This window comes from Kitasatospora sp. NPDC058492 (assembly GCF_042720685.1).
In the GTDB taxonomy this organism is placed as follows: Bacteria; Actinomycetota; Actinomycetes; order Streptomycetales; family Streptomycetaceae; genus Kitasatospora.
Map to the genome: position 1 here is coordinate 65512 of NZ_JBHXMU010000011.1, position 17831 is coordinate 83342.

The window sequence follows — 17831 nt, forward strand, 5'->3', positions numbered from 1 at the left end:
CGAGGAGGACGGCGAAAGCAGCGGCGATCAGAAAGCGCACGGGTCTTCGCGGTCTCGGTCGGCGGCGAGGAGGAGGGAGAGGAGGTTGAGGAGCGTGGAGGCCGGGGCGGTGTTGAAGCGGACGAGGACGCGGCCGTCGATGGTGCGGTCGATGGTGGCGGAGGGGAAGATGAGGCCGAACCTGCGGCCGCGCTCGTCGACTTCGGCGAGGAGCGTGCGGATGTGGTCGTCGGTGTAGTACCGGATCCGGGGGTCGGTCGGGAGCATCGGGCGGCGACGGGGAAGGGGCATCAGGCGGCGTCCAACTGCAGCTCGAACCAGACGGATTTGCCCTGCTTGCGCAGGTCGGCGCCGAAGCGGTGGGCGAGGGAACGGACGAGGTGCAGGCCTCGGCCGGAGAGCGCGTAGGGGTCGGCGGGGGCGCACGGCTCGGGCGGGAGGGTCTGGCTGTCGTCACAGACCGAGACGCGGAGCCTGCGGTTGAGGAGGGACAGCACGACGAGGGGCGCGAGGCTCCCGGCGTGCTTCCACGCGTTGAAGAAGAGTTCGTGGAGGGCGAGTTCGGCGTCGCAGATGGTGGGGGGCGGCCAGCCGGCGGTGGTGAGGAGGTCGCACAGTTCGGTGCGGGCGGCGGTCCAGTCGGGAGGGTTGGAAGCACGCATGAGAGACCCCGGGAGGGAGAGGGGGGAGTCACTGACGATCCGTCATGTGACCGGTGCAACACTGAGAGTAGGGGGATCTATGGCAACATTGCAAGGCCGTCACTCGTTGGTGGCATCCCGGATGGGTTGTGCGCGAGACTGCGCCGACAGGGAAGGATGATCGTGGGATACAAGGGACCAATCAGCCAGCGACAGCGCCGATTCGGCGAGGAGTTGCAGCTTCTGCGTACGGCCGCCGGGCTGTCTGCACCGGAAGCTGGCGCGCTGGTGGGCATGAAGGGTCCGGCGGTGAGCCACACCGAGGCTGGCCGGATCACCCTCAACCCCGAGCGCCTTGAGATCTGGCTCGACGCCTACGGGTGCAACGATCCGGCCTATCGCAAGATCCTGGCCGAGATGGGCCGAAGCACCGGCAAAGGCTGGTGGAGCAGCTTCGAAGGCAAGGTTCCCGACCTCTCACTCGACCTGGCAGAGCTCGAAGACCGTACGACCCGTTTCGACAACTACGAAACGCTCTACATTCCCGGGCTACTCCAGCTTCCCGAATACGCCGAGGCTCTCTACAAGGATGGCTATCGCAACGGTCCATGGGATCTGGCAGCCGCGGTCCAGTTCCGCATGGACCGCCGGTGCGTTATCGATAGCCAACGAGAGTTCCGGTTCGTCATCCATGAAGCGGCTCTGCGAATGCTATTCCCTGGTCCGGACGTTATGAGGGCTCAGCTGGTCCACCTACTGGATGTGGCAGAGCGTCCCAATGTGACCATCCAAATCCTTCCGTTCGCAGCGCCCAGGAAGCCCTCCCAGTCTGGCCCCTTTCTCTTGTGCGATCCCGGCTGCGTCGACCTCTCGACGATCGTTCTAGATGTACCCGGCGGCGCGGAGCACAGCGGTGACCCTGAGAGCATTGCGGGGTACCTGTGGAAGTTCCAGCAGTTGAGCGAGATTGCGCTGCCGGCCATCGACGCAACAGCGGCACGCGGCCACAGCTCACGTAACTCATGGGGGCTTCTTCAGTATCTCCTTTACCCGCTACAAGCATGAGAGGCGTCACAAATGCCCGAACTCTCCTGGAAGAAATCGTCGTTCAGTGGTGGAGATGCCGGCAACGCATGCCTGGAACTTGCCGCTGGCAACGAAGCTATCCGTCACCTCCGCGAGTCCGACGACCCCTCCACCATCGTCACCACCACCGTCCCCAAACTCCGCGCCCTCATCCTCGGCGCCAAGGCCGGCGAGTTCGACCACCTCGTCTGAGCCTGAACCCCTGCCGCACGCCCGGCGGTCAGCACACTTGGTGCTGACCGCCTCCGCCCAGCTCCCTGTTCCGGGCCGCCCGCACTGGGTTAGCGTGGACCCATGTCGAGAGACCTGCCCGCGCTACGGGCATCCCATCAGGACCGGGACCGCATCGTAGAAACGCTGCAGGTCGCCGCCGCAGACGGCCGGCTCACCCCCGAAGAACTCGAAACCCGGCTGGAAGCCGCGCTCTCGGCCCGGACGCTGGCCGAGCTGGCCGAGCTGACCACCGACCTGCCGAGCTTCGCGTCGGCCGTGGCCGTGCCGAAGGACGTGCTGGTCATCGACCAGCGCGGCGGCAAGTACACCCGGGCGGGGCGCTGGGTGGTCCCCCGGCACATCGAGTTGCGGCCGAAACACTGCACGGTCGTCCTCGACTTCACCGAGGCGGTCATCACGGCCGACACCCTTCTGATCGACGTATCCCTGCGGCACGGCAAGCTGCTCATCATCAGCCCGCCGGGCCTCGTCACCCTCGACACCGACGGTCTCACCCTGGTCTTCTCCAAGGTCAAGCAGCGCTCCGACAGCGGCGGCGACGCCACCAGGCCCCAGCTCCGGATCGAGCTCACCGGCACCCTCAAACACGCCTCGGTCGTCGCGCGCCCTCCCCGCCGCCGCCTCTTCGGCGCTTGAGGCAGGCCCACTCCACAGCTACACACCCTCGCCCGCTCGTCGATCCCGACGAGCGGGCGATCTCGTTCCTCGGCAGGCCCCCAGGCCTCAAAGAGTCCGCCATGAAGCGCCGTTGGCCAGTTCCAGCCTTCCGGCACGACCACGCCGGTGACCTCCCCCCAAGCATCTCCGCTGCACACGAACCCCCGGCCGTCCCGCGAAGATCGGCTCCCGGAGGCGCGCGGTCGTGGTCGAATCTCCCAAGCGAACGACGCAGTTCTTCCCGGAGGTGAACGATGCCCGCAGATCCCCCACTTGAGGACCTGCTGCGATCCTGCACCCACTCCGCGCTTCACCTTGAGATGCGCGACGGCTACATGCGGGACGACCCACTGTTCCTCCGCTGGCTCGACGGGCACCGGGACGACCCGGCCGACCACTCGTCGTGGTGGAACCCATGGCTGCAGCTGATCCACGAGACCACCGCCCGAGGCATCGAGGTCCGGCGTGCCCGCGTGGTCTCAGAACCGGTCAGCGAGTACATCCGGTTCGAACACGAGATCACGTTCCGGAACATCGCCTCCGGCGAGCAGGTCCGCTGGCTTCCGCGTCGGCAGACGACCGACCTCGCGCTCCCCGGCAATGACTTCTGGCTCATCGACGGTCGGCTGCTCGTCGTCCACCACTTCAGCGGCGAGGGCGACTTCGTCGACGACGAGATCAGCACCGACCCGCAAACCGTGAAGCTCTCCCACTCCACGTTCGAGGCCGTCTGGGAACGGGCGGTCCCGCACGAGGAGTACCGGCTTCACTGATCCACCATGACCGCCTCGCCCTCTTCAAGTGCCCAGCAGGCCCGTCACGTTCTGGCGAATCGGCTTGCCGAACTGTGCCGGGATGCTGGGCTCACCGGGCTTGGCATCGCCCACCTCTGCGGCTGGCATCCGTCGAAGTCGTCCCGGATCATCAACGCCCGGACTCCCCCGTCCGCCGACGATATCCGGGCGTGGTGCCAGGCATGCGGGGCAGAAGATCAAGCCGAAGACCTGATTGCCTCGCTGCGGACCGTCGAGGACATGTGGATCGGCTGGCGGCGCATGGAGCGCTCCGGGCTCAAGCGGGCGCAGGAAGCGCGCTTGCCGCTGTACCAGCGCACGCGACGCTTCCGCTCGTACTCGTCATGGCTTGTGCCCGGATTGATCCAAACTCGCGGCTACACCGAGTCGGTGTTGCGCGCTGTGCAACGCCGCAGGGTCGAGGTGGACGACGTGGCCGAAGCGGTGACGGCCCGCATGGAGCGTCAAGCCGTCCTGCACGAGGGGGGCCGACGGTTCGCCTTCCTCGTGGAGGAGTCGGTGTTGCGCAACGGACTCGGCGGCGCTGACGTGCTGATCGAGCAGCTCGGTCACCTGCTCACGGTCGGCTCGCTGCCAAGCGTGAGCCTGGGCATCGTGCCTGATCAGCCGGGTCGGACACGGATGCCGGTGGAGGGGTTCTGGATCTTCGACGTTGCACAGGTCAATGTCGAGCTGGTCTCGGGCTATCTCACGATCACGCAGCCCAGCGAGGTCGCGACGTATGCCGACACGTTCGCCGAACTGGCTGACATGGCGGTCTACGGCCCGGACGCCCGGACGCTGATCACCTCGGCGATCAACTCTCTCGGGTGAATCTGTGCAAGGTCGTGCAACGTCGTAGAGCCCAACCAGCCTGTTTTCCTAGCGTGTTGCCATCGGGTCCAGCAGCTCCGAGGGAGCGACCGACCCGACCGACGGAAAGGGGAAAGCCATGGGCAAGCGCGGTGGCGGCTCGGGCGACGGCAAGGGCGGCGGGCAGCAGGACGACTCCAACAAGGGTGCCGGGCACGGCGGCGGCGGGTCCGACGAGGGCGGCAACACCTCGGACGGCCAGCGCCCGGCGGGCGGCGGCGGCAAGTGACCAGCGAAACGCACCAGGAGGCGGGCCCCCAGGGGCTCGCCTCCGCGCTGGTGGCCGGCGGGGCGCTCTCCTCGGACTGGTTGCCCTCCTTCAACGCGGTGCCCCGCGAGCTGTTCGTTCCGGACCGCATCTGGCCGGGGATCTCGGACGGCACCCGGCAGAACCCCGTCGTGTACCGGTCGCAGGAGCCCGAAGCATGGCGGAGGGCCGTCTACTCGGACATCCCGCTGACCACGCAGTGGGACGACGGAGACCACCGGGGCGACGGGCTCGGCACGACGCCGAGTTCGTCCAGCTCCATGCCCACCATGGTGTTCTCGATGCTCCAGGACCTCGACGTGCGCCCAGGGAACAGGGCCCTGGAGGTCGGAGCCGGCACCGGGTGGAACGCGGGCCTCCTCGCCCACCGCCTGGGCAACCACAACGTGGTGACCGTCGAGTACGACCCGGACGTCGCTCGCGGCGCCCGGGAGAACCTGCACCGGGCCGGGCTCGCGCCCACCGTGGTCGAGGGCGACGGACGACAGGGCTGGTCGGACGGCGCACCCTACGACCGGATCATCGCCACCTGCTCCCTGCTGGAGATCCCTCCCGCGTGGCGGGAACAGACCGCCCCCGGCGGAATCATCGTGGCGCCCTTCGGCACCGAGTACGGCGGCGAGCAGATCGTCAGGCTGACCATGAGCGAGGACGGGACGAGCGCGAGCGGCAGGTTCACCGGAGGCTCCGCGTTCATGCGGCTGCGCCAGCAGCGCACGGGCCGGCCGCCCTTCGAGGACTACCTGCACGGCCGGGAGTGGCCCGCCGACGGGGTGCGGAGCACCACCGGCCTGTCCCCCCGGGAAACGGGCGGCTGGTTCGAGCAGTTCGTCATCGGGTCCGGCGTACCCGCCGCGTTCTGGCGGACGGAGCGCTACGACAACGGCGCGTACACACTCTGGCTCTACAGCCGCGACACCCTCTCCTGGGCCTCCGCCGACTACGAGCGGGACCGCACCGCGTACGAGGTGTACCAGTCCGGCCCGCGCAGACTCTGGGACGAGGTGGAGGCCGCCTACCGGTGGTGGGACGGCCACGGCCGCCCCGGCTTCGACCGCTTCGGCCTGACGGTCACGGCCGGCCGCCACACGGTGTGGCTGGACAGCCCGAGCAACCCGGTGCCGGTCCGAGGCTGACGGCAGTACGCAAAACCCTTGCCTCGTAAGCACATTGCTGCCCCCGGGGGCAGCGTTGCTGCCCCCGCCATCCCTACCGCTCCGGGCGTGGGCGGGGTATCCAGGACTCACCGGCCATCGACCCGAAGGGACGCCGATGAGGACCCGCGACAGTGACGACAAGGCGCACGCCCCCTCGACCAGCTCTCCCGCCTCCGCCCGGACACCAGCACCCGCACTGCTCGGCCTCCAGGCGTCCGTCGGCAACGCCGCCGTCGTCCAGCGACTCCAGCGGGCCGGCCAGGTGCAGCGCTCCGGCGCCGCCGTCCACGACGTGCTGCGCAGCGGCGGCCGCTCGCTCGACGGCGCCACCCGCGCCGACATGGAGTCCCGTCTGGGCGCCGACTTCTCGGACGTCCGGATCCACGACGACAGCGCCGCCCGGAGCTCCGCCGCCGAGATCGGCGCCCGCGCCTACACCTCCGGCAACCACGTCGTCATCGGCGACGGCGGCGGCGACCGGCACACCCTCGCCCACGAGCTGACCCACGTCCTCCAGCAGCGGCAGGGCCCCGTGGCGGGCTCCGACAACGGCTCCGGGCTGAGCGTCAGCGACCCGTCCGACCGCTTCGAGCGCGAGGCCGAGGCCAACGCCCGGCGGGTGCTGTCCGGCCCGGCCGCAGACCGCCGAACCGCCCACGCCGCCGACCACACCGCCGCCCACGAGGACGAGGAACACGGCGGCTGAGCCGTCTCGCCCCCGTCCATCAACGGGATCGTTCATCGTTTGTCTACCGCCTTGCCCCATGGTCGTTTCCACGGGGCGCCCCGTACTTTCACGGGCGCGATATGGACGAAAGAGGTACCCGGGGATGAAGGCAGTGAAGGCAGTGAAGGCTGTGCGACGCATGGCCGTCGGGGTGGCGGCCGCGGCGCTGGCGCTGACGGGGACGATGCTGGGGGCCGGCACCGCGCAGGCGGCGTACGACCCGTCGACCCACACGCTCTGGAACGACGAGCCGCTCTACCCGGGCTGGCACGTCGACTCCGCGCGGTCCCGGCTGATCATGCAGCCCGACGGCAACCTGGTCGTCTACCGCAACTACAACACCCCGAACCCGGTGGCCGTCTGGGACTCCCGCACCAACGTGAACCACTGCGGGTACAAGGCGGTCATGCAGTCCGACGGCAACCTGGTCGTCTACTCCGCCTCCGGGGGCGTCTGCTGGTCCTCCGGCACGTACGGGCACCCGGGCGCCCGGCTGGTGGTGAAGGACCTCGGCGGCGTCGCCATCTACTGGGGTGACGGCGAGCTCCCCTTCGTCACCACGCCCACCAGCGACGTCCGCATCTGGGCGATGTCCTCGGACCTCTACTGACCCCCGCACCGGGCCGGAGCGCCGCTCAGGCGCCCCGTTCGGCGAGCCAGCGGACCAGGTCGGCGACGGACCACTGCGGGCGGGCCGCGAGGCGCGCCGCCACCGACCGCAGGAGTACGGGCAGGTAGCCGCAGAGCTCGGCGACCTCGGCGGCCGGGCCCGGCTCCCGGCGGATCCGCTCGGCGCCGACGACCCGGGCCAGCAGCTCGTACGCGTCCTGCGGCTCCAGCGGGCCCACGGCCAGCCGGGCCGCGTCGGCGGGCAGGGCGCCCGGTTCGGCGCCGGCCACGACGGCCGCGCAGCCCGCCACCGCGGGCAGCAGCGGCGCCGGGTCGGTGACGCCGTCGAGCACGACGAGCACCCGCCGCCCGGCGAGCGCGGCCCGGTAGCGCGCGCCCAGTTCGCCGACGCCGGCGTCCTCGACGGGCCGCTCCCCCAGGGCCCGCAGGAAGGCGGCCAGCACCGTGCCCGGCTCCGCCATCTCGCCGGCCGCGTACAGCTGCCCGTCCGGGAAGGCGTCCTGGACGGTGTGCGCCAGGTGCACCGCGAGCGCGGAGGTGCCGCTGCCGGCCGGCCCGGACAGGCCGAGCACCGGCGAGGCCCCGACACCGGCACCGCCACCACCACCGTCGACATCACCGACACCGGACCGCAGGATCCGCTCGGCCTCCCGCACCTGGGCCGCCCGCCCGACCAGGTCGGGGATGTCCGGCGGCAGTTGGCAGGGCCGGGCGGGCCGGCGCGGCGGTACGGGGGCGGACGGCGCCGCGAGCTCGGCGCCCCCTCCGCGGATGCGGGCGTGCAGGTCCGCGACCGCCGGTGCCGGTTCGAGCCCCAGCTCGCGGTCCAGCCGTTCGCGCAGCGCCTCGAAGGCGGCCAGCGCCTCGGCCGTCCGCCCGCAGCGGTGCAGGGCCAGCAGGTGGAGGCGCTGCACCTCCTCGTCGCGCGGGTGTGCGGCGGCGAGCGCGTCCAGCGCGGGCAGCGCCTCGGTGTGCCGGCCGAGCGCCAGGTCCAGGTCGTGCAGCACCTTGACGGCGGCGTGGTGGCCGGCGGCGAGCCGTTCGCGGGCGCGTTCGGCGAAACCGCCGGGCACGCCGTCCAGCGCGCGCCCCTCCCACAGCGCGAGCGCGCCGGCGAGCAACTCCCGGGCCCGCAGGGGGTCGTCGTAGCGCAGCGTGACGGCCTGGCTCACTCCGTCCTCGTAGCGGAACAGGTCGACGGCGGCCCGATCCACCTCCAGCCGGTAGCCACCGGCCGTGGCGACCAGCAGGCCGGGGGCCGCGAGGGCGCGGCGAAGCCGGTGCGCGTGGGTGCCGATCTGGCCGGCCGGAGCCTTGGGCCAACGGGCGTCATCCTCGCCCCACAAGCCCTCGACCAGCCGTTCAGTGGGCACGAGCTGGCCCGGGGCCAGCAGCAGGGCGGCCAGCACGGCCCGCTGCTGCGGCCGACCGAGGTCGATCTCGTGGCCGTCGCACCGGGCCCGCAGCGGCCCCAGCACACGGAATTCGAGCCCCATGCCCCCACCCCTCGAAGCCATGAGTTTCAAGTACACAATCCGTGACAGAGCATAGGTGACCGGATCAGGGGGCGCCGCCGTCCGTACGGAAGTGGCGTGATCCGGGCACCGGACGACATTCGGGGACGGGACATGGTTGACATCGGGGCGTCCGGGCTGCGGTTCGGGCTGCTGGGGCCACTGCGCGCCTGGCACGGGGAGCGGGAGATCGAACTGGGCCGGCCGCAGCAGCGGGCCGTCCTGGCGGTGCTGCTGAGCGCCGCCGGACGGACGGTCGCGACGCCGGTGCTGGTGGAGGGGGTGTGGGGCGGGGCCGCGCCCGCCGACCCCCGCAAGGCCGTCCAGCTGGCCGTCTCCCGGCTGCGGTCGGCGTTCAAGCCGTACACCGGGCCGGATCCGCAGCGGATGCCGCTGGTGCGCGTCGGCGACGGCTACGCGCTGCGGGTGCCCGACGCGGAGGTGGACGCGGCCCGCTGGGAGGAACTGCTGGCCACGGCCGGACGGCTGCGCGACGAGCAGGCCCCGCCGCAGGAGGTCCGGGAGGTCCTGCTGGCCGCGCAACGGCTGTGGGTCGGCGAACCGCTCGCCGGACTGCCCGGGCCGCACGCCGAGGCCGTCCGCTCCCGCCTCGCCGAACAGCGACTTCACGCCAAGGAGACGCGGCTGGAGCTGGACGCGGAGATCGGCGACCACACCGGCCTGACGGCCGAGGCCGCCGCACTCGCCCTGGAACACCCCGAACGGCCCCGGCTGACCGCCGTCCTGATGCGCGCCCTCTACCAGGCGGGCCGCAAGGCCGAGGCACTCGCCGTGTACGAGGACGCCCGCCGCCGGCTGCCGTCCGGCGGGGACGGGCCCACCCGGCACGAGGACGCCCGCCGCCGCCCGCCGACAACCGCCGCGCCGACGGCCGAGGACGGCCCCGCCGCACTGCACCTGCGGATCCTGCGCGAGGACCCGGCCCTGCTGCCCGCCCCCGCCGCCTCCGCCTCCGCCCGCGCCGAACCCGCCCCCGCCTGGCAGCCGCCCGACCAACTACCCGACGGCCTGGCCGACTTCACCGGCCGCACGGCAGAGGTCGAGACCCTGGTGGACCGCCTCGCCGGGGCCGGCGGGCGAGCCGTCGTGGTCTCCGCCCTCGACGGCATGGGCGGGGTCGGCAAGACCACGCTCGCCGTGCACGTCGCCCGACAGGCCCACGGGCGCTTCCCCGACGGGCGGCTCTTCGCCGACCTGCGCGGCGCCGACCACACCCCGCTGGACCCGGGCGCGGTGCTCGCCGGCTTCCTGCGCGCCCTCGGCGTGGCCGCCGCCGAGATCCCGCTCGACACCGGCGAGCGCTCCGCCCTCTACCGCTCGGCACTGGCCGGGCGGCGGGTCCTCGTCGTCCTCGACAACGCCGCCACCCTCGGCCAGGTCGAACCACTGCTGCCCGGCTCGTCCGGCTGCGCCGTCCTCGTCACCAGCCGCGTCCGACTGGCCGGCCTCGCCGGGGCGCACCAGATGCGCCTGGACACCCTGCCGCCCGCCGAGGCACTGGAACTGCTGACCCGGATCATCGGCGCCGACCGCGTCGACGCCGAACCCGGGGCCGCCGACGAGATCGTGCGGGCCTGCGGACTGCTGCCGCTCGCCGTGCGCATCGTCGCCTCCCGACTCGCCGCCGACCCCGCGCTCACCCTGGCCGCGCTCGCCGACGGACTGCGCCGGGAACACCGGCTGGCCGAACTCAGCGACGGCGAACGGACGGTGGAAGCCACCTTCGCCCTCTCCTACCACCGCCTCGACGTCGAACTCGCCCGCGCCTTCCGCCTGCTGTCCCTGCCCGACGCCCCCGACGTCCCGCTGCCCTGCGCGGCCGCGCTGCTCGGCCGCACCGAAACCGAGACCGACGAACTCCTCGAAGCACTCGTCGACCTCAACCTGCTGCACTCCCCCCGCTTCGGCCGCTACGGCTTCCACGACCTGGTCCGCGACTACGCCCGCGGCCGGCTCGCCGCCGAGGAACCCGCCACCGAACGCACCGCCGCCGCCGACCGGCTGGTCGACTACTGCCTGGCCACCGCCCGCAACGCCGACCGCGCCGCCCGCAAGGCCGACCCGGTCGAACTCAGCCTGCTCGACGCGCCCGTCCGCTCCCCCGGGAAGACGATCACGGACGGGCCCGCCGCCGTCCGCTGGATGCGCGAACAGGCCGGCGTGCACGCCGCCGCCATCGCCCTGAGCTGCGCCGACCCGGCGCTGCCGCTCGACCGGGCGGCCGAACTCGCCGACCGGATGGGCTCCGTACTCGCCGAACGCACCCAGACCCGCGACATCGCCGACCTCTCCGACCGCATCGCCCGCGAGGCCGCCGCCCGCGGCGACCACGGCCCGCTCGCCCTCGCCCGCTACGTGCGCGGCGGCATGCTCTGGCACATCAACCGCTACGCCGAGTCCGAACAGGACATCCACCAGGCCGTCGCACTCTGCCAGGACGACGACGGCGGCAACGGGGGCAGCGGCGACGGCCCGAAGGTCCGCGTCCTCGCCAAGGCCCTGCTCACCCTCGGCGGCAACGCCCGCGTCCACGGCCGCTACGCCGACGCCGCCCGACACGCCGGCCGCGCCGCCGACCTGTTCCGCCGCCTCGGCGCCGAACGCTCCGAGGGCAGCGCCCTCGGCGAGTTCGCGTTCAGCTGCGCCCAGACCGGCCGGCTGGCCGAGGCCCGGGACGCCGCCGAGCGCGGCGCCCGCCTGATGAGCGGCTCCGGCCCGGTGTCCGCCGCCACCGGCCGCTACTACCTGGCCCGGGTCCTGCGGCTGTGCGGCGACCCGGAGGCGGCACTCGCCCACGCGGTCGGCGCCCGCGACGAGTTCGCCGCCCTCCAAGTGACGGTGTTCGCAGCGGCGGCGGGCGACCTCGCCGCCCGGATCCACGCCGAGGCCGAACGCTGGCTGCTCGCCGCCGACGCCGCCGAGGCGGCGCTGCCGCTCGCCCGCCGCACCAGCGCCGCCCTGGAGGCCGCGCTGCTGCGCACCCTGGGCACCGCGCTCACCGGCCTCGGCCGCCCCCGCCAGGCCCGCGCCTGCCTGGCGGACGCGCTGGAGGTGTACGAGCGGCTCGGGCTCGCCAAGGACGCCGAGCAGACCAGGGCCCTACTGGACGGCCTGCCGCAGCCCTGAGCGTGTCCCCGACGGACCTCCACCCCTTGTTGATCACTTGTCTACCGCGGTCCGCGATCTTCTCTCTCGTCAGGTCGCGGACCGCACCAGTGCGGAGCCGGGGCCACTCCCACCGAAGATAGGCGCCACGCATGCCCACGCTCCCGCAGAACGGCCAGACCTGGACCCTCAAGTCCGCGAACGGAACGGTCGCCGACGTGCGCTCCAGCCAGAGCAGCCCGGGCACCCCCGTCCAGTCCTGGGGCCCCAACGGCACCACCGCCCAGGGCTGGGTCTTCTGGGCCAAGGACGGCGGCAGCTGGCTCCTGGAGACCCAGCTCACCAACGGCAAGCACGCCCCCGGCCAGGCCGTCGTCATCGACTACAACTACTCCACCGGCCAGACCTGGCTGTTCAACGAGCACGGGCAGCCCAACCAGCGCTGGGTGCTGGACGTCATCGACAACGACTGGTTCCGGGTCCGGACCGCCCGCGGCGACGAGGGCCAGCTGTTCCTCACCGCGGCCGCCCCCGGCGCCCCGCTCACCCTCACCAAGCAGGACGACAACAACCCGGCGCAGCGCTGGCAGCTCATCCCGGCCGGCGGCCAGAACGGCGGCGCCGGCGGCCAGCAGCAGCCGCAGCCCCAGCCGCAGCCCCAGCCCGGCGGCGACTTCCGCACCGAGATGCTGGCCTCCGTCAACACGGAGCGCGGCCGGGCCGGCCTCCAGCCGCTGCGGCTCGACGACCGTCTGAGCGCCGCCGCCCAGCGGCACGCCAACGACATGGCGTCCCACGACCTCACCCAGCACGACGGCACCGACGGCAGCAACCCGTGGGACCGCATCCACGCCGCCGGCTTCCAGTTCCGCTCGGCCGCCGAGAACGTCACCCCGGGCAACAGCGTGGCGGAGGCCATGCAGATGTGGATGAACAGCCCGCACCACCGCGACAACATCCTGGGCCGCGACTTCACCTCCATCGGCATCGGCTACACCCCCCGCCAGCGCGGCAACTGGGGCCGCTACGTCCAGACCTTCGCCCAGGCCTGACCTCCCCGTCCCCCCAGCAGCCACAGCAGCCACAGCAAGCAAGGAGCCACCCTCATGTCCTCGAACGCGGCGGACCTGATCCGCGTCGCCCGAGACGAGGTCGGATACCAGGAGGGCCGCAGCGGCTCGCACTGGAACAACATCCAGAAGTACTCGCCGGCCGTCCCCGGCCTGGAGTGGTCCCAGGGCGAGGCCTGGTGCGCGACCTTCGTCGCCTGGTGCGCCCGGCAGTCCGGCAACGCCGGGCTGTTCCCGGTGACGGCCTCCTGCGCCGAGGGCGTCGCCTGGTTCAGGGACCGCGACCGCTTCACCGACTACCCGGTGATCGGCGGCCAGGTGTTCTACGGCCCCGGCGGCGGCAGCCACACCGGCATCTGCGTCGCCTACACCAGCTCCACCATCACCACCGTCGAGGGCAACACCAACGACGACGGCAGCTCCGAGGGCGACGGCGTCTACCTCAAGACCCGTGACCGCAAGTCGAGTTGGGTGTACGGGTACGGCGTCCCGGACTTCGCCGACGGCGTCATCCTCGCCGACCCGCAGTGGCGGGACCGCCAGGGGGCGGTCTACTTCGGGCAGGAGGCCTCCGCCGACGACCAGCCGAACGGCGGCGCCCGGCCCCAGGCCGACAGCGGCGGGGACGGAGGCGGGGGCGAGGGCGGCTACGAGCCCTTCCCCGGCGCCGACTTCTTCCAGGACGGCCAGAAGAGCGACGTCATCACCCGGATGGGAGAGCGCCTGGTCGCCGAGGGCTGCTCCGCCTACGCCGAGGGCCCCGGCCCCGAGTGGTCCGGGGCGGACCTCGAATCCTTCCGCAACTGGCAGCACAAGCTGGGCGACTCCGGCAGCGACGCCGACGGAATCCCCGGCCCCAAGCAGTGGGACGCCCTCCAGGTCCCGCGCGGCTGACGCCGCACCTCCACCACACCCGGATCCACCACACCCAGACTCCACACCCAGAAGGAGAACCCGATGAAACCCGTCACCCGCACCCGCAGGTTCCTCGCCGGGCTCGGCGCCGTCGCGGCCGTCGCGGGGGCGGCCGTGGTCACCGCCCCGGCCGCGCACGCCGCCGGCTGCGAGCTGGCGCCGAACCTGCAGACCGTCACCTCCGTCTACAACGGCGCCACCGGCGCCCTGGACCTGCCGGCCAACACGGAGGTCAACGGCCAGCGGATCGGCGTCTACCAGGGCAACCAGAGCGCCGCGCAGACCTGGTCGTTCTGGGGCTACTGCGACGGCACCACCGCCATCTCGCACGGCTCGGCCGGCAAGGTCGTCGACCTCGACACCGGCTCGGGCGCCGTCCAGCTCTGGGACACCCCCGGCGGCTGGGACGGCCTCAACCGCCCGGCCGGCGACTGGCTGCCGGCCAACCAGAAGTGGATCCGCACCAGCGAGGACCGCGGCTGGTACCTGATCCAGAACGTGGCCACCGGCCAGTGCCTCAAGTCCAACGGCGTCGCCCAGCTCACCTCGGTGACGTCCTGCAACGGCAACGACCCGGCCCAGCGCTGGAAGATCGGCTGACGGCTCGCCGAGAGGGGTCCGACGGTTCCCGCCGGGGGCGCGAATCGTCGGACCCACCCCGTCCCCGGTCCGTTCGCCGGCCTCGGCGAGCGGACCGGTCCGCGCCCACCACCCTCCTCCCGAGCCACCCCTGGGCCGGCGGAGGGGTTCGTGGGCGAGCCGGTCCTCGACCTGCTCGCCCACGAGTGGGCCCCGTGACGCGCCGCCGGACCCCTCCCCGGCGGCGTGTCACGGTCAGGCTTCCGCCGTCACCGTGCCGCGGGCGTCTCACGCTCCGGCGCCCGCTGTCACCGCGCCACCGGCACCCGCGCCGTCACCGCACCGCGGGCACCCGGTGGATCCGCAGGAAGGCGTCGACACCGAGCGCCGCGATCCGGGCGAGCTCCTCGTCCGCCACCGGCAGGGCGCCCCAGAACGAGCGCTCGGCGACGCCGTGGAAGGTCAGCAGCGTGAACTGCTCGGCGGTCTGCGGGGCGTCGTCGACGACCAGCAGGCCCCGGTCCGCGATCACCTCGAACCGCTGCGCGAGGTCGCGCTGCGAGGCGATCGGGCCGGCCTCCAGCCACGCCTCCAGGACGTCGGCCGGGATGTTGGCGACCTCGGCGCGGATGGCCCGGCCGAGCGCGCCGCGGTCCCCGGCCGAGAGGACGGCCCGGGCCCGTTCGACCGCGAAGTCGGTGAGGTCCTGGCGCAGGTCCACCACCCGGTCGAGGTGCTTGTCCATCAACTCGCGTATGACCTCGGTCAGTTCGGCCGAGTTCTGGAGTGCGACGGAGAGGAAGAGGGTCTCCTTGTCGGCGAAGTGGTTGTAGACCGTGCGCTTGGACACCCCGGCCTCCGCCGCGATCGCGTCCATGCTGGCCCGGACGTAGCCCTCGCGCCCGAACACCGCCGTCGCGGCCCGCGTGATCGCCTTGCGCTTCTCCGGCCGTCCCGCTCCGCCCGTCGCCGCCACGGCGTCACTCCTCATCTACCGGGGCTCTCGAAAACTGCCCGGTGTAGTGTCTCCCGAGCCCGCCTGAGCCGGGTTGCCATCGAACAAGGGTGCTCTATGCTGCCTACAACCTCTACACCCGTGTAGAGGGAATTCAACAGCACGCCTGCCCCCGACCGGAAAACGGAAGCCGAGCGCGGGAACCGGCCGGCCGAACAGCAGCGTCCAGAAGTGGCAGCGCACAACGGCTCATCACACGAGGACCGGGCGCAGGCGCCACAGGGGCGCAGAGCACGGGAACACCGGGGGTGAGTGCGTGGCGGGGCGGCGAGGACGGACGTCCAACCAAGAGGCACGCGGGCGAACGCCCGGCCAGGAGACGCAGGCGCGGACGACCGACCAACGGACGGCCGGCCAGCGGACGGCCGACCGGCGGACGACCGGCCAGCAGGCACCGGGGCGGACGACCGACCAACGGACACCGGGACGCACCTCCGACCAGGGAGCCCGCCGGCGGGCGAACAAGGCCCCCGCCCACCCCCGCCCCTTCCCCGGCGGAGCGGCCCTGCCCGCGGCCCTGGCCGTGGGGCTGCCGGCGGCAGGCGCCGGGATCGACGAGCTCTCCGGCCCCGGCATGGGGACGGCCTTCCTGGTGGGCGCCGTGCTCGGCACCGGCCTGGCGGCCGCACTCAGCAGCCGCAACGGCTGGTGGTGGGTCCTCGCCGCCTCCCCGCTGCTGGTCCTGGGGGTGACGGCCGGCGCGGAACTGCTGGCCAACGGCGACGCCTACCAGGGCAAGAACCTGGCCACCGGCTCCGCGAAGTGGGTGGTCCACGACTTTCCCGTGATGGCCGCGGCCGTCGCAACGGCCGCCCTGGTGATCGTGGTCCGGCTGGTCCGGGACCGGAGGAGGGACCATGGCTGAGAACCCGCAGACCCGGGACGGCGGCCGCACCGCCGCGCCCCCGACCCGCCGCACCTCCCCCCTGCTGATCGCGGGCCGGACGCTGGCCTGCTCGGTCGCCCTGGCGGTGTTCGCCGCCAGCGGGGTGGTCTGGTACGAGGTGACGTCCCTCACCGACGGGATGACCACCTCCAACGCCATCGCCGAGACCAAGAAGAACGCGCCCAAGCACCTCGACAACTCGGTCAACATCCTGCTGATCGGCCTCGACAGCCGTAAGAACATGGACGGGACGGACCTGCCGCCGGAGTTCGTCCAGGACGAACTGCACGCCGGCCACAGCTCCGACATCGGCGGCTACAACACCAACTCCCTGATCCTGCTGCACATCCCCGCCGGCGGCGGCAAGGCGCAGGCCGTCTCCATCCCCCGTGACGACTACGTCATGACCTACACCGGGGACGGCAAGCAGGCCGGCATGCGCAAGATCAAGGAGGCCTACGGCGAGGCCAAGGAGAAGGCCACCCCGGCCCTCCAGGCGAAGGGGCTCAAGGGCGCGGACCTGGAGAAGGCCGGCCGCGACGCCGGCCGGGCGGCCACCATCCAGACCGTGCAGAAGTTCCTCGACCAGCCCGTCGACCACATAGCCGAGGTCAACCTGATGGGCTTCTACGACATCGCCAAGGCCGTCGAGCCGATCGAGGTCTGCCTCACCCACGACACCAAGGACCCGGCCATGGAGGGCCAGGGCTCCGGCGCCGACTTCCACAAGGGCATCAACAAGCTCAACGCCTCCCAGGCACTCTCCTTCGTCCGCCAGCGCCACAACCTGGACGGCCCGGACGGCAACAGCGGCGACTTCGCCCGCACCCACCGCCAGCAGGCCTTCATCTCCTCCGTCGTGCACAAGCTCAAGCAGGACGGCGTCATCAGCGACCTCGGCAAGCTGCAGCAGCTGTTCGGCGTGGTGCAGAAGGACCTGGTCATCGACAACGAGTGGAACGTCCTCGACTTCGCCCAGCAGGCCCCCAACCTCACCGGCGGCAATGTCGAGTTCAACACCCTGACCTTCGACGGCTTCGGCACCCGCAACGGCCAGGACGTCAACCTCGTCACCCCCGCGAAGCTCCAGAAGGTCGTCAAGCAGATCTTCGGCTACGCCGACTCCGCCCCGGCCGCCCCCGACGCGGCGGGCGACACGCCCACCCCGGCGGCCTCCTCCGCGCCGGCCACGACCGCGCCGCCCACCACCAAGGCCGCCGCCCCCACCACCGTGGACGTCTTCAACGCCTCCACGGCCGCCGGGGTCTCCTCCACCGCCGAGTCCAAGGCCCTGGTCGCGATGGGCTTCAAGGCGGGCAAGACCGGCAGCGCCGCCGCGAAGCCCAAGACCACCACCGTGGCCTACGGCAAGGGCGCCAAGGAGGCGGCCGACCAGATCGCCGCCCGCTACGGCGTCACCGCCACGGAGTCCGCGTCGGCCCCCGCCGACCGGGTGGTCGTCACCCTCGGCACCGGCTTCACCGGCGCGACCGACGACAAGACCGGCGCCGCAGCGCCGGGCGGCGGCGCGACCGGCTCCCCGTCCGACCCGGCGGCCAACCTGCCCGTGCAGGGCCCGTCGGTCGACGCCCAGAGCGACGGTGGCATCCCCTGCGTCTTCTGACACCCCGCACCTGACGCACCGCACCGAGCCGTAGG

18 protein-coding genes and 1 pseudogene are annotated in these 17831 nt (G+C 72.4%); 15 read left to right on the forward strand and 4 right to left on the reverse strand.

Annotated elements, in window-relative coordinates:
• Window positions 1–27 precede the first annotated feature (27 nt).
• Window positions 28–291: a hypothetical protein gene (locus tag ACFWPI_RS10345; protein WP_063348115.1), complete on the reverse strand. Its 264-nt coding sequence runs from the start codon at window positions 289–291 to the stop codon at window positions 28–30.
• Window positions 291–662, reverse strand: coding sequence for an ATP-binding protein (locus ACFWPI_RS10350; protein WP_380372704.1), 372 nt, complete (start codon window positions 660–662; stop codon window positions 291–293). The genes ACFWPI_RS10345 and ACFWPI_RS10350 overlap by 1 nt, the downstream gene beginning before the upstream one ends.
• A 162-nt stretch (window positions 663–824) precedes the next feature.
• Here ACFWPI_RS10350 and ACFWPI_RS10355 point away from each other — a divergent pair, with 162 nt between their 5' ends.
• From ACFWPI_RS10355 to ACFWPI_RS10395, 9 genes and pseudogenes are all read left to right on the forward strand, one after another.
• Entirely contained in the window at window positions 825–1706 is an 882-nt protein-coding gene (locus tag ACFWPI_RS10355; protein ID WP_380372701.1) for a helix-turn-helix domain-containing protein, read from the forward strand.
• A gap of 12 nt (window positions 1707–1718) precedes the next feature.
• Window positions 1719–1919: a DUF397 domain-containing protein gene (locus tag ACFWPI_RS10360; protein ID WP_380372698.1), complete on the forward strand. Its 201-nt coding sequence runs from the start codon at window positions 1719–1721 to the stop codon at window positions 1917–1919.
• A 102-nt stretch (window positions 1920–2021) separates the two neighbouring features.
• On the forward strand, window positions 2022–2597 hold the full coding sequence (locus ACFWPI_RS10365) for a DUF1707 domain-containing protein (protein ID WP_380372695.1): 576 nt from the start codon (window positions 2022–2024) through the stop codon (window positions 2595–2597).
• Window positions 2598–2872: 275 nt separating this feature from the next.
• Window positions 2873–3391: a DUF6879 family protein gene (locus ACFWPI_RS10370; protein WP_380372692.1), complete on the forward strand. Its 519-nt coding sequence runs from the start codon at window positions 2873–2875 to the stop codon at window positions 3389–3391.
• A 6-nt stretch (window positions 3392–3397) separates the two neighbouring features.
• Complete coding sequence (locus ACFWPI_RS10375) at window positions 3398–4246, forward strand: helix-turn-helix domain-containing protein (RefSeq protein WP_380372689.1); 849 nt, start codon at window positions 3398–3400, stop codon at window positions 4244–4246.
• A 118-nt stretch (window positions 4247–4364) separates the two neighbouring features.
• The gene (locus ACFWPI_RS10380; protein WP_363371661.1) at window positions 4365–4514 is read left to right on the forward strand and encodes a hypothetical protein; all 150 of its coding nucleotides are present in this window, start codon (window positions 4365–4367) and stop codon (window positions 4512–4514) included.
• Complete coding sequence (locus tag ACFWPI_RS10385; RefSeq protein ID WP_380372687.1) at window positions 4511–5689, forward strand: methyltransferase domain-containing protein; 1179 nt, start codon at window positions 4511–4513, stop codon at window positions 5687–5689. The genes ACFWPI_RS10380 and ACFWPI_RS10385 overlap by 4 nt, the downstream gene beginning before the upstream one ends.
• Window positions 5690–5825: 136 nt before the next feature.
• Window positions 5826–6389, forward strand: a pseudogene (locus ACFWPI_RS10390) (DUF4157 domain-containing protein); the annotation flags it as partial.
• Between the two features lie 187 nt (window positions 6390–6576).
• Window positions 6577–7047, forward strand: coding sequence for a hypothetical protein (locus ACFWPI_RS10395; protein ID WP_380372684.1), 471 nt, complete (start codon window positions 6577–6579; stop codon window positions 7045–7047).
• Between the two features lie 25 nt (window positions 7048–7072).
• Here the strand turns inward: ACFWPI_RS10395 and ACFWPI_RS10400 are convergent, their stop codons facing one another.
• Window positions 7073–8563 carry a BTAD domain-containing putative transcriptional regulator gene (locus ACFWPI_RS10400; protein ID WP_380372681.1) on the reverse strand — a complete coding sequence of 497 codons (1491 nt, stop codon included), beginning with the start codon at window positions 8561–8563 and terminating at the stop codon, window positions 7073–7075.
• Between the two features lie 132 nt (window positions 8564–8695).
• Between ACFWPI_RS10400 and ACFWPI_RS10405 the strand changes: the two genes are divergently transcribed.
• The 4 genes from ACFWPI_RS10405 (at window position 8696) to ACFWPI_RS10420 (ending at window position 14292) form a co-directional block, all read left to right on the forward strand.
• Window positions 8696–11728 (forward strand): BTAD domain-containing putative transcriptional regulator, encoded by a 3033-nt coding sequence (locus ACFWPI_RS10405; protein ID WP_380372678.1) that lies wholly within the window; start codon window positions 8696–8698, stop codon window positions 11726–11728.
• Window positions 11729–11859: 131 nt separating this feature from the next.
• Complete coding sequence (locus ACFWPI_RS10410) at window positions 11860–12759, forward strand: CAP domain-containing protein (RefSeq protein ID WP_079135680.1); 900 nt, start codon at window positions 11860–11862, stop codon at window positions 12757–12759.
• A gap of 54 nt (window positions 12760–12813) precedes the next feature.
• Window positions 12814–13671: a peptidoglycan-binding protein gene (locus tag ACFWPI_RS10415; protein ID WP_380372675.1), complete on the forward strand. Its 858-nt coding sequence runs from the start codon at window positions 12814–12816 to the stop codon at window positions 13669–13671.
• A gap of 63 nt (window positions 13672–13734) precedes the next feature.
• A complete protein-coding gene (locus ACFWPI_RS10420) occupies window positions 13735–14292 on the forward strand; it encodes an RICIN domain-containing protein (RefSeq protein WP_380372672.1) in 558 nt (185 codons plus the stop codon).
• A gap of 313 nt (window positions 14293–14605) precedes the next feature.
• Here ACFWPI_RS10420 and ACFWPI_RS10425 read toward each other — a convergent pair whose 3' ends face one another.
• A complete protein-coding gene (locus ACFWPI_RS10425; RefSeq protein ID WP_380373201.1) occupies window positions 14606–15247 on the reverse strand; it encodes a TetR/AcrR family transcriptional regulator in 642 nt (213 codons plus the stop codon).
• A gap of 295 nt (window positions 15248–15542) precedes the next feature.
• On the opposite strand from ACFWPI_RS10425, the gene ACFWPI_RS10430 reads away from it, so the two are divergent.
• Both ACFWPI_RS10430 and ACFWPI_RS10435 read left to right on the forward strand, forming a co-directional pair.
• On the forward strand, window positions 15543–16151 hold the full coding sequence (locus ACFWPI_RS10430) for a DUF6542 domain-containing protein (protein ID WP_380373203.1): 609 nt from the start codon (window positions 15543–15545) through the stop codon (window positions 16149–16151).
• The gene (locus ACFWPI_RS10435; protein ID WP_380373205.1) at window positions 16144–17796 is read left to right on the forward strand and encodes an LCP family protein; all 1653 of its coding nucleotides are present in this window, start codon (window positions 16144–16146) and stop codon (window positions 17794–17796) included. Before ACFWPI_RS10430 ends, ACFWPI_RS10435 begins: the two co-directional genes overlap by 8 nt.
• Window positions 17797–17831: the final 35 nt, after the last annotated feature.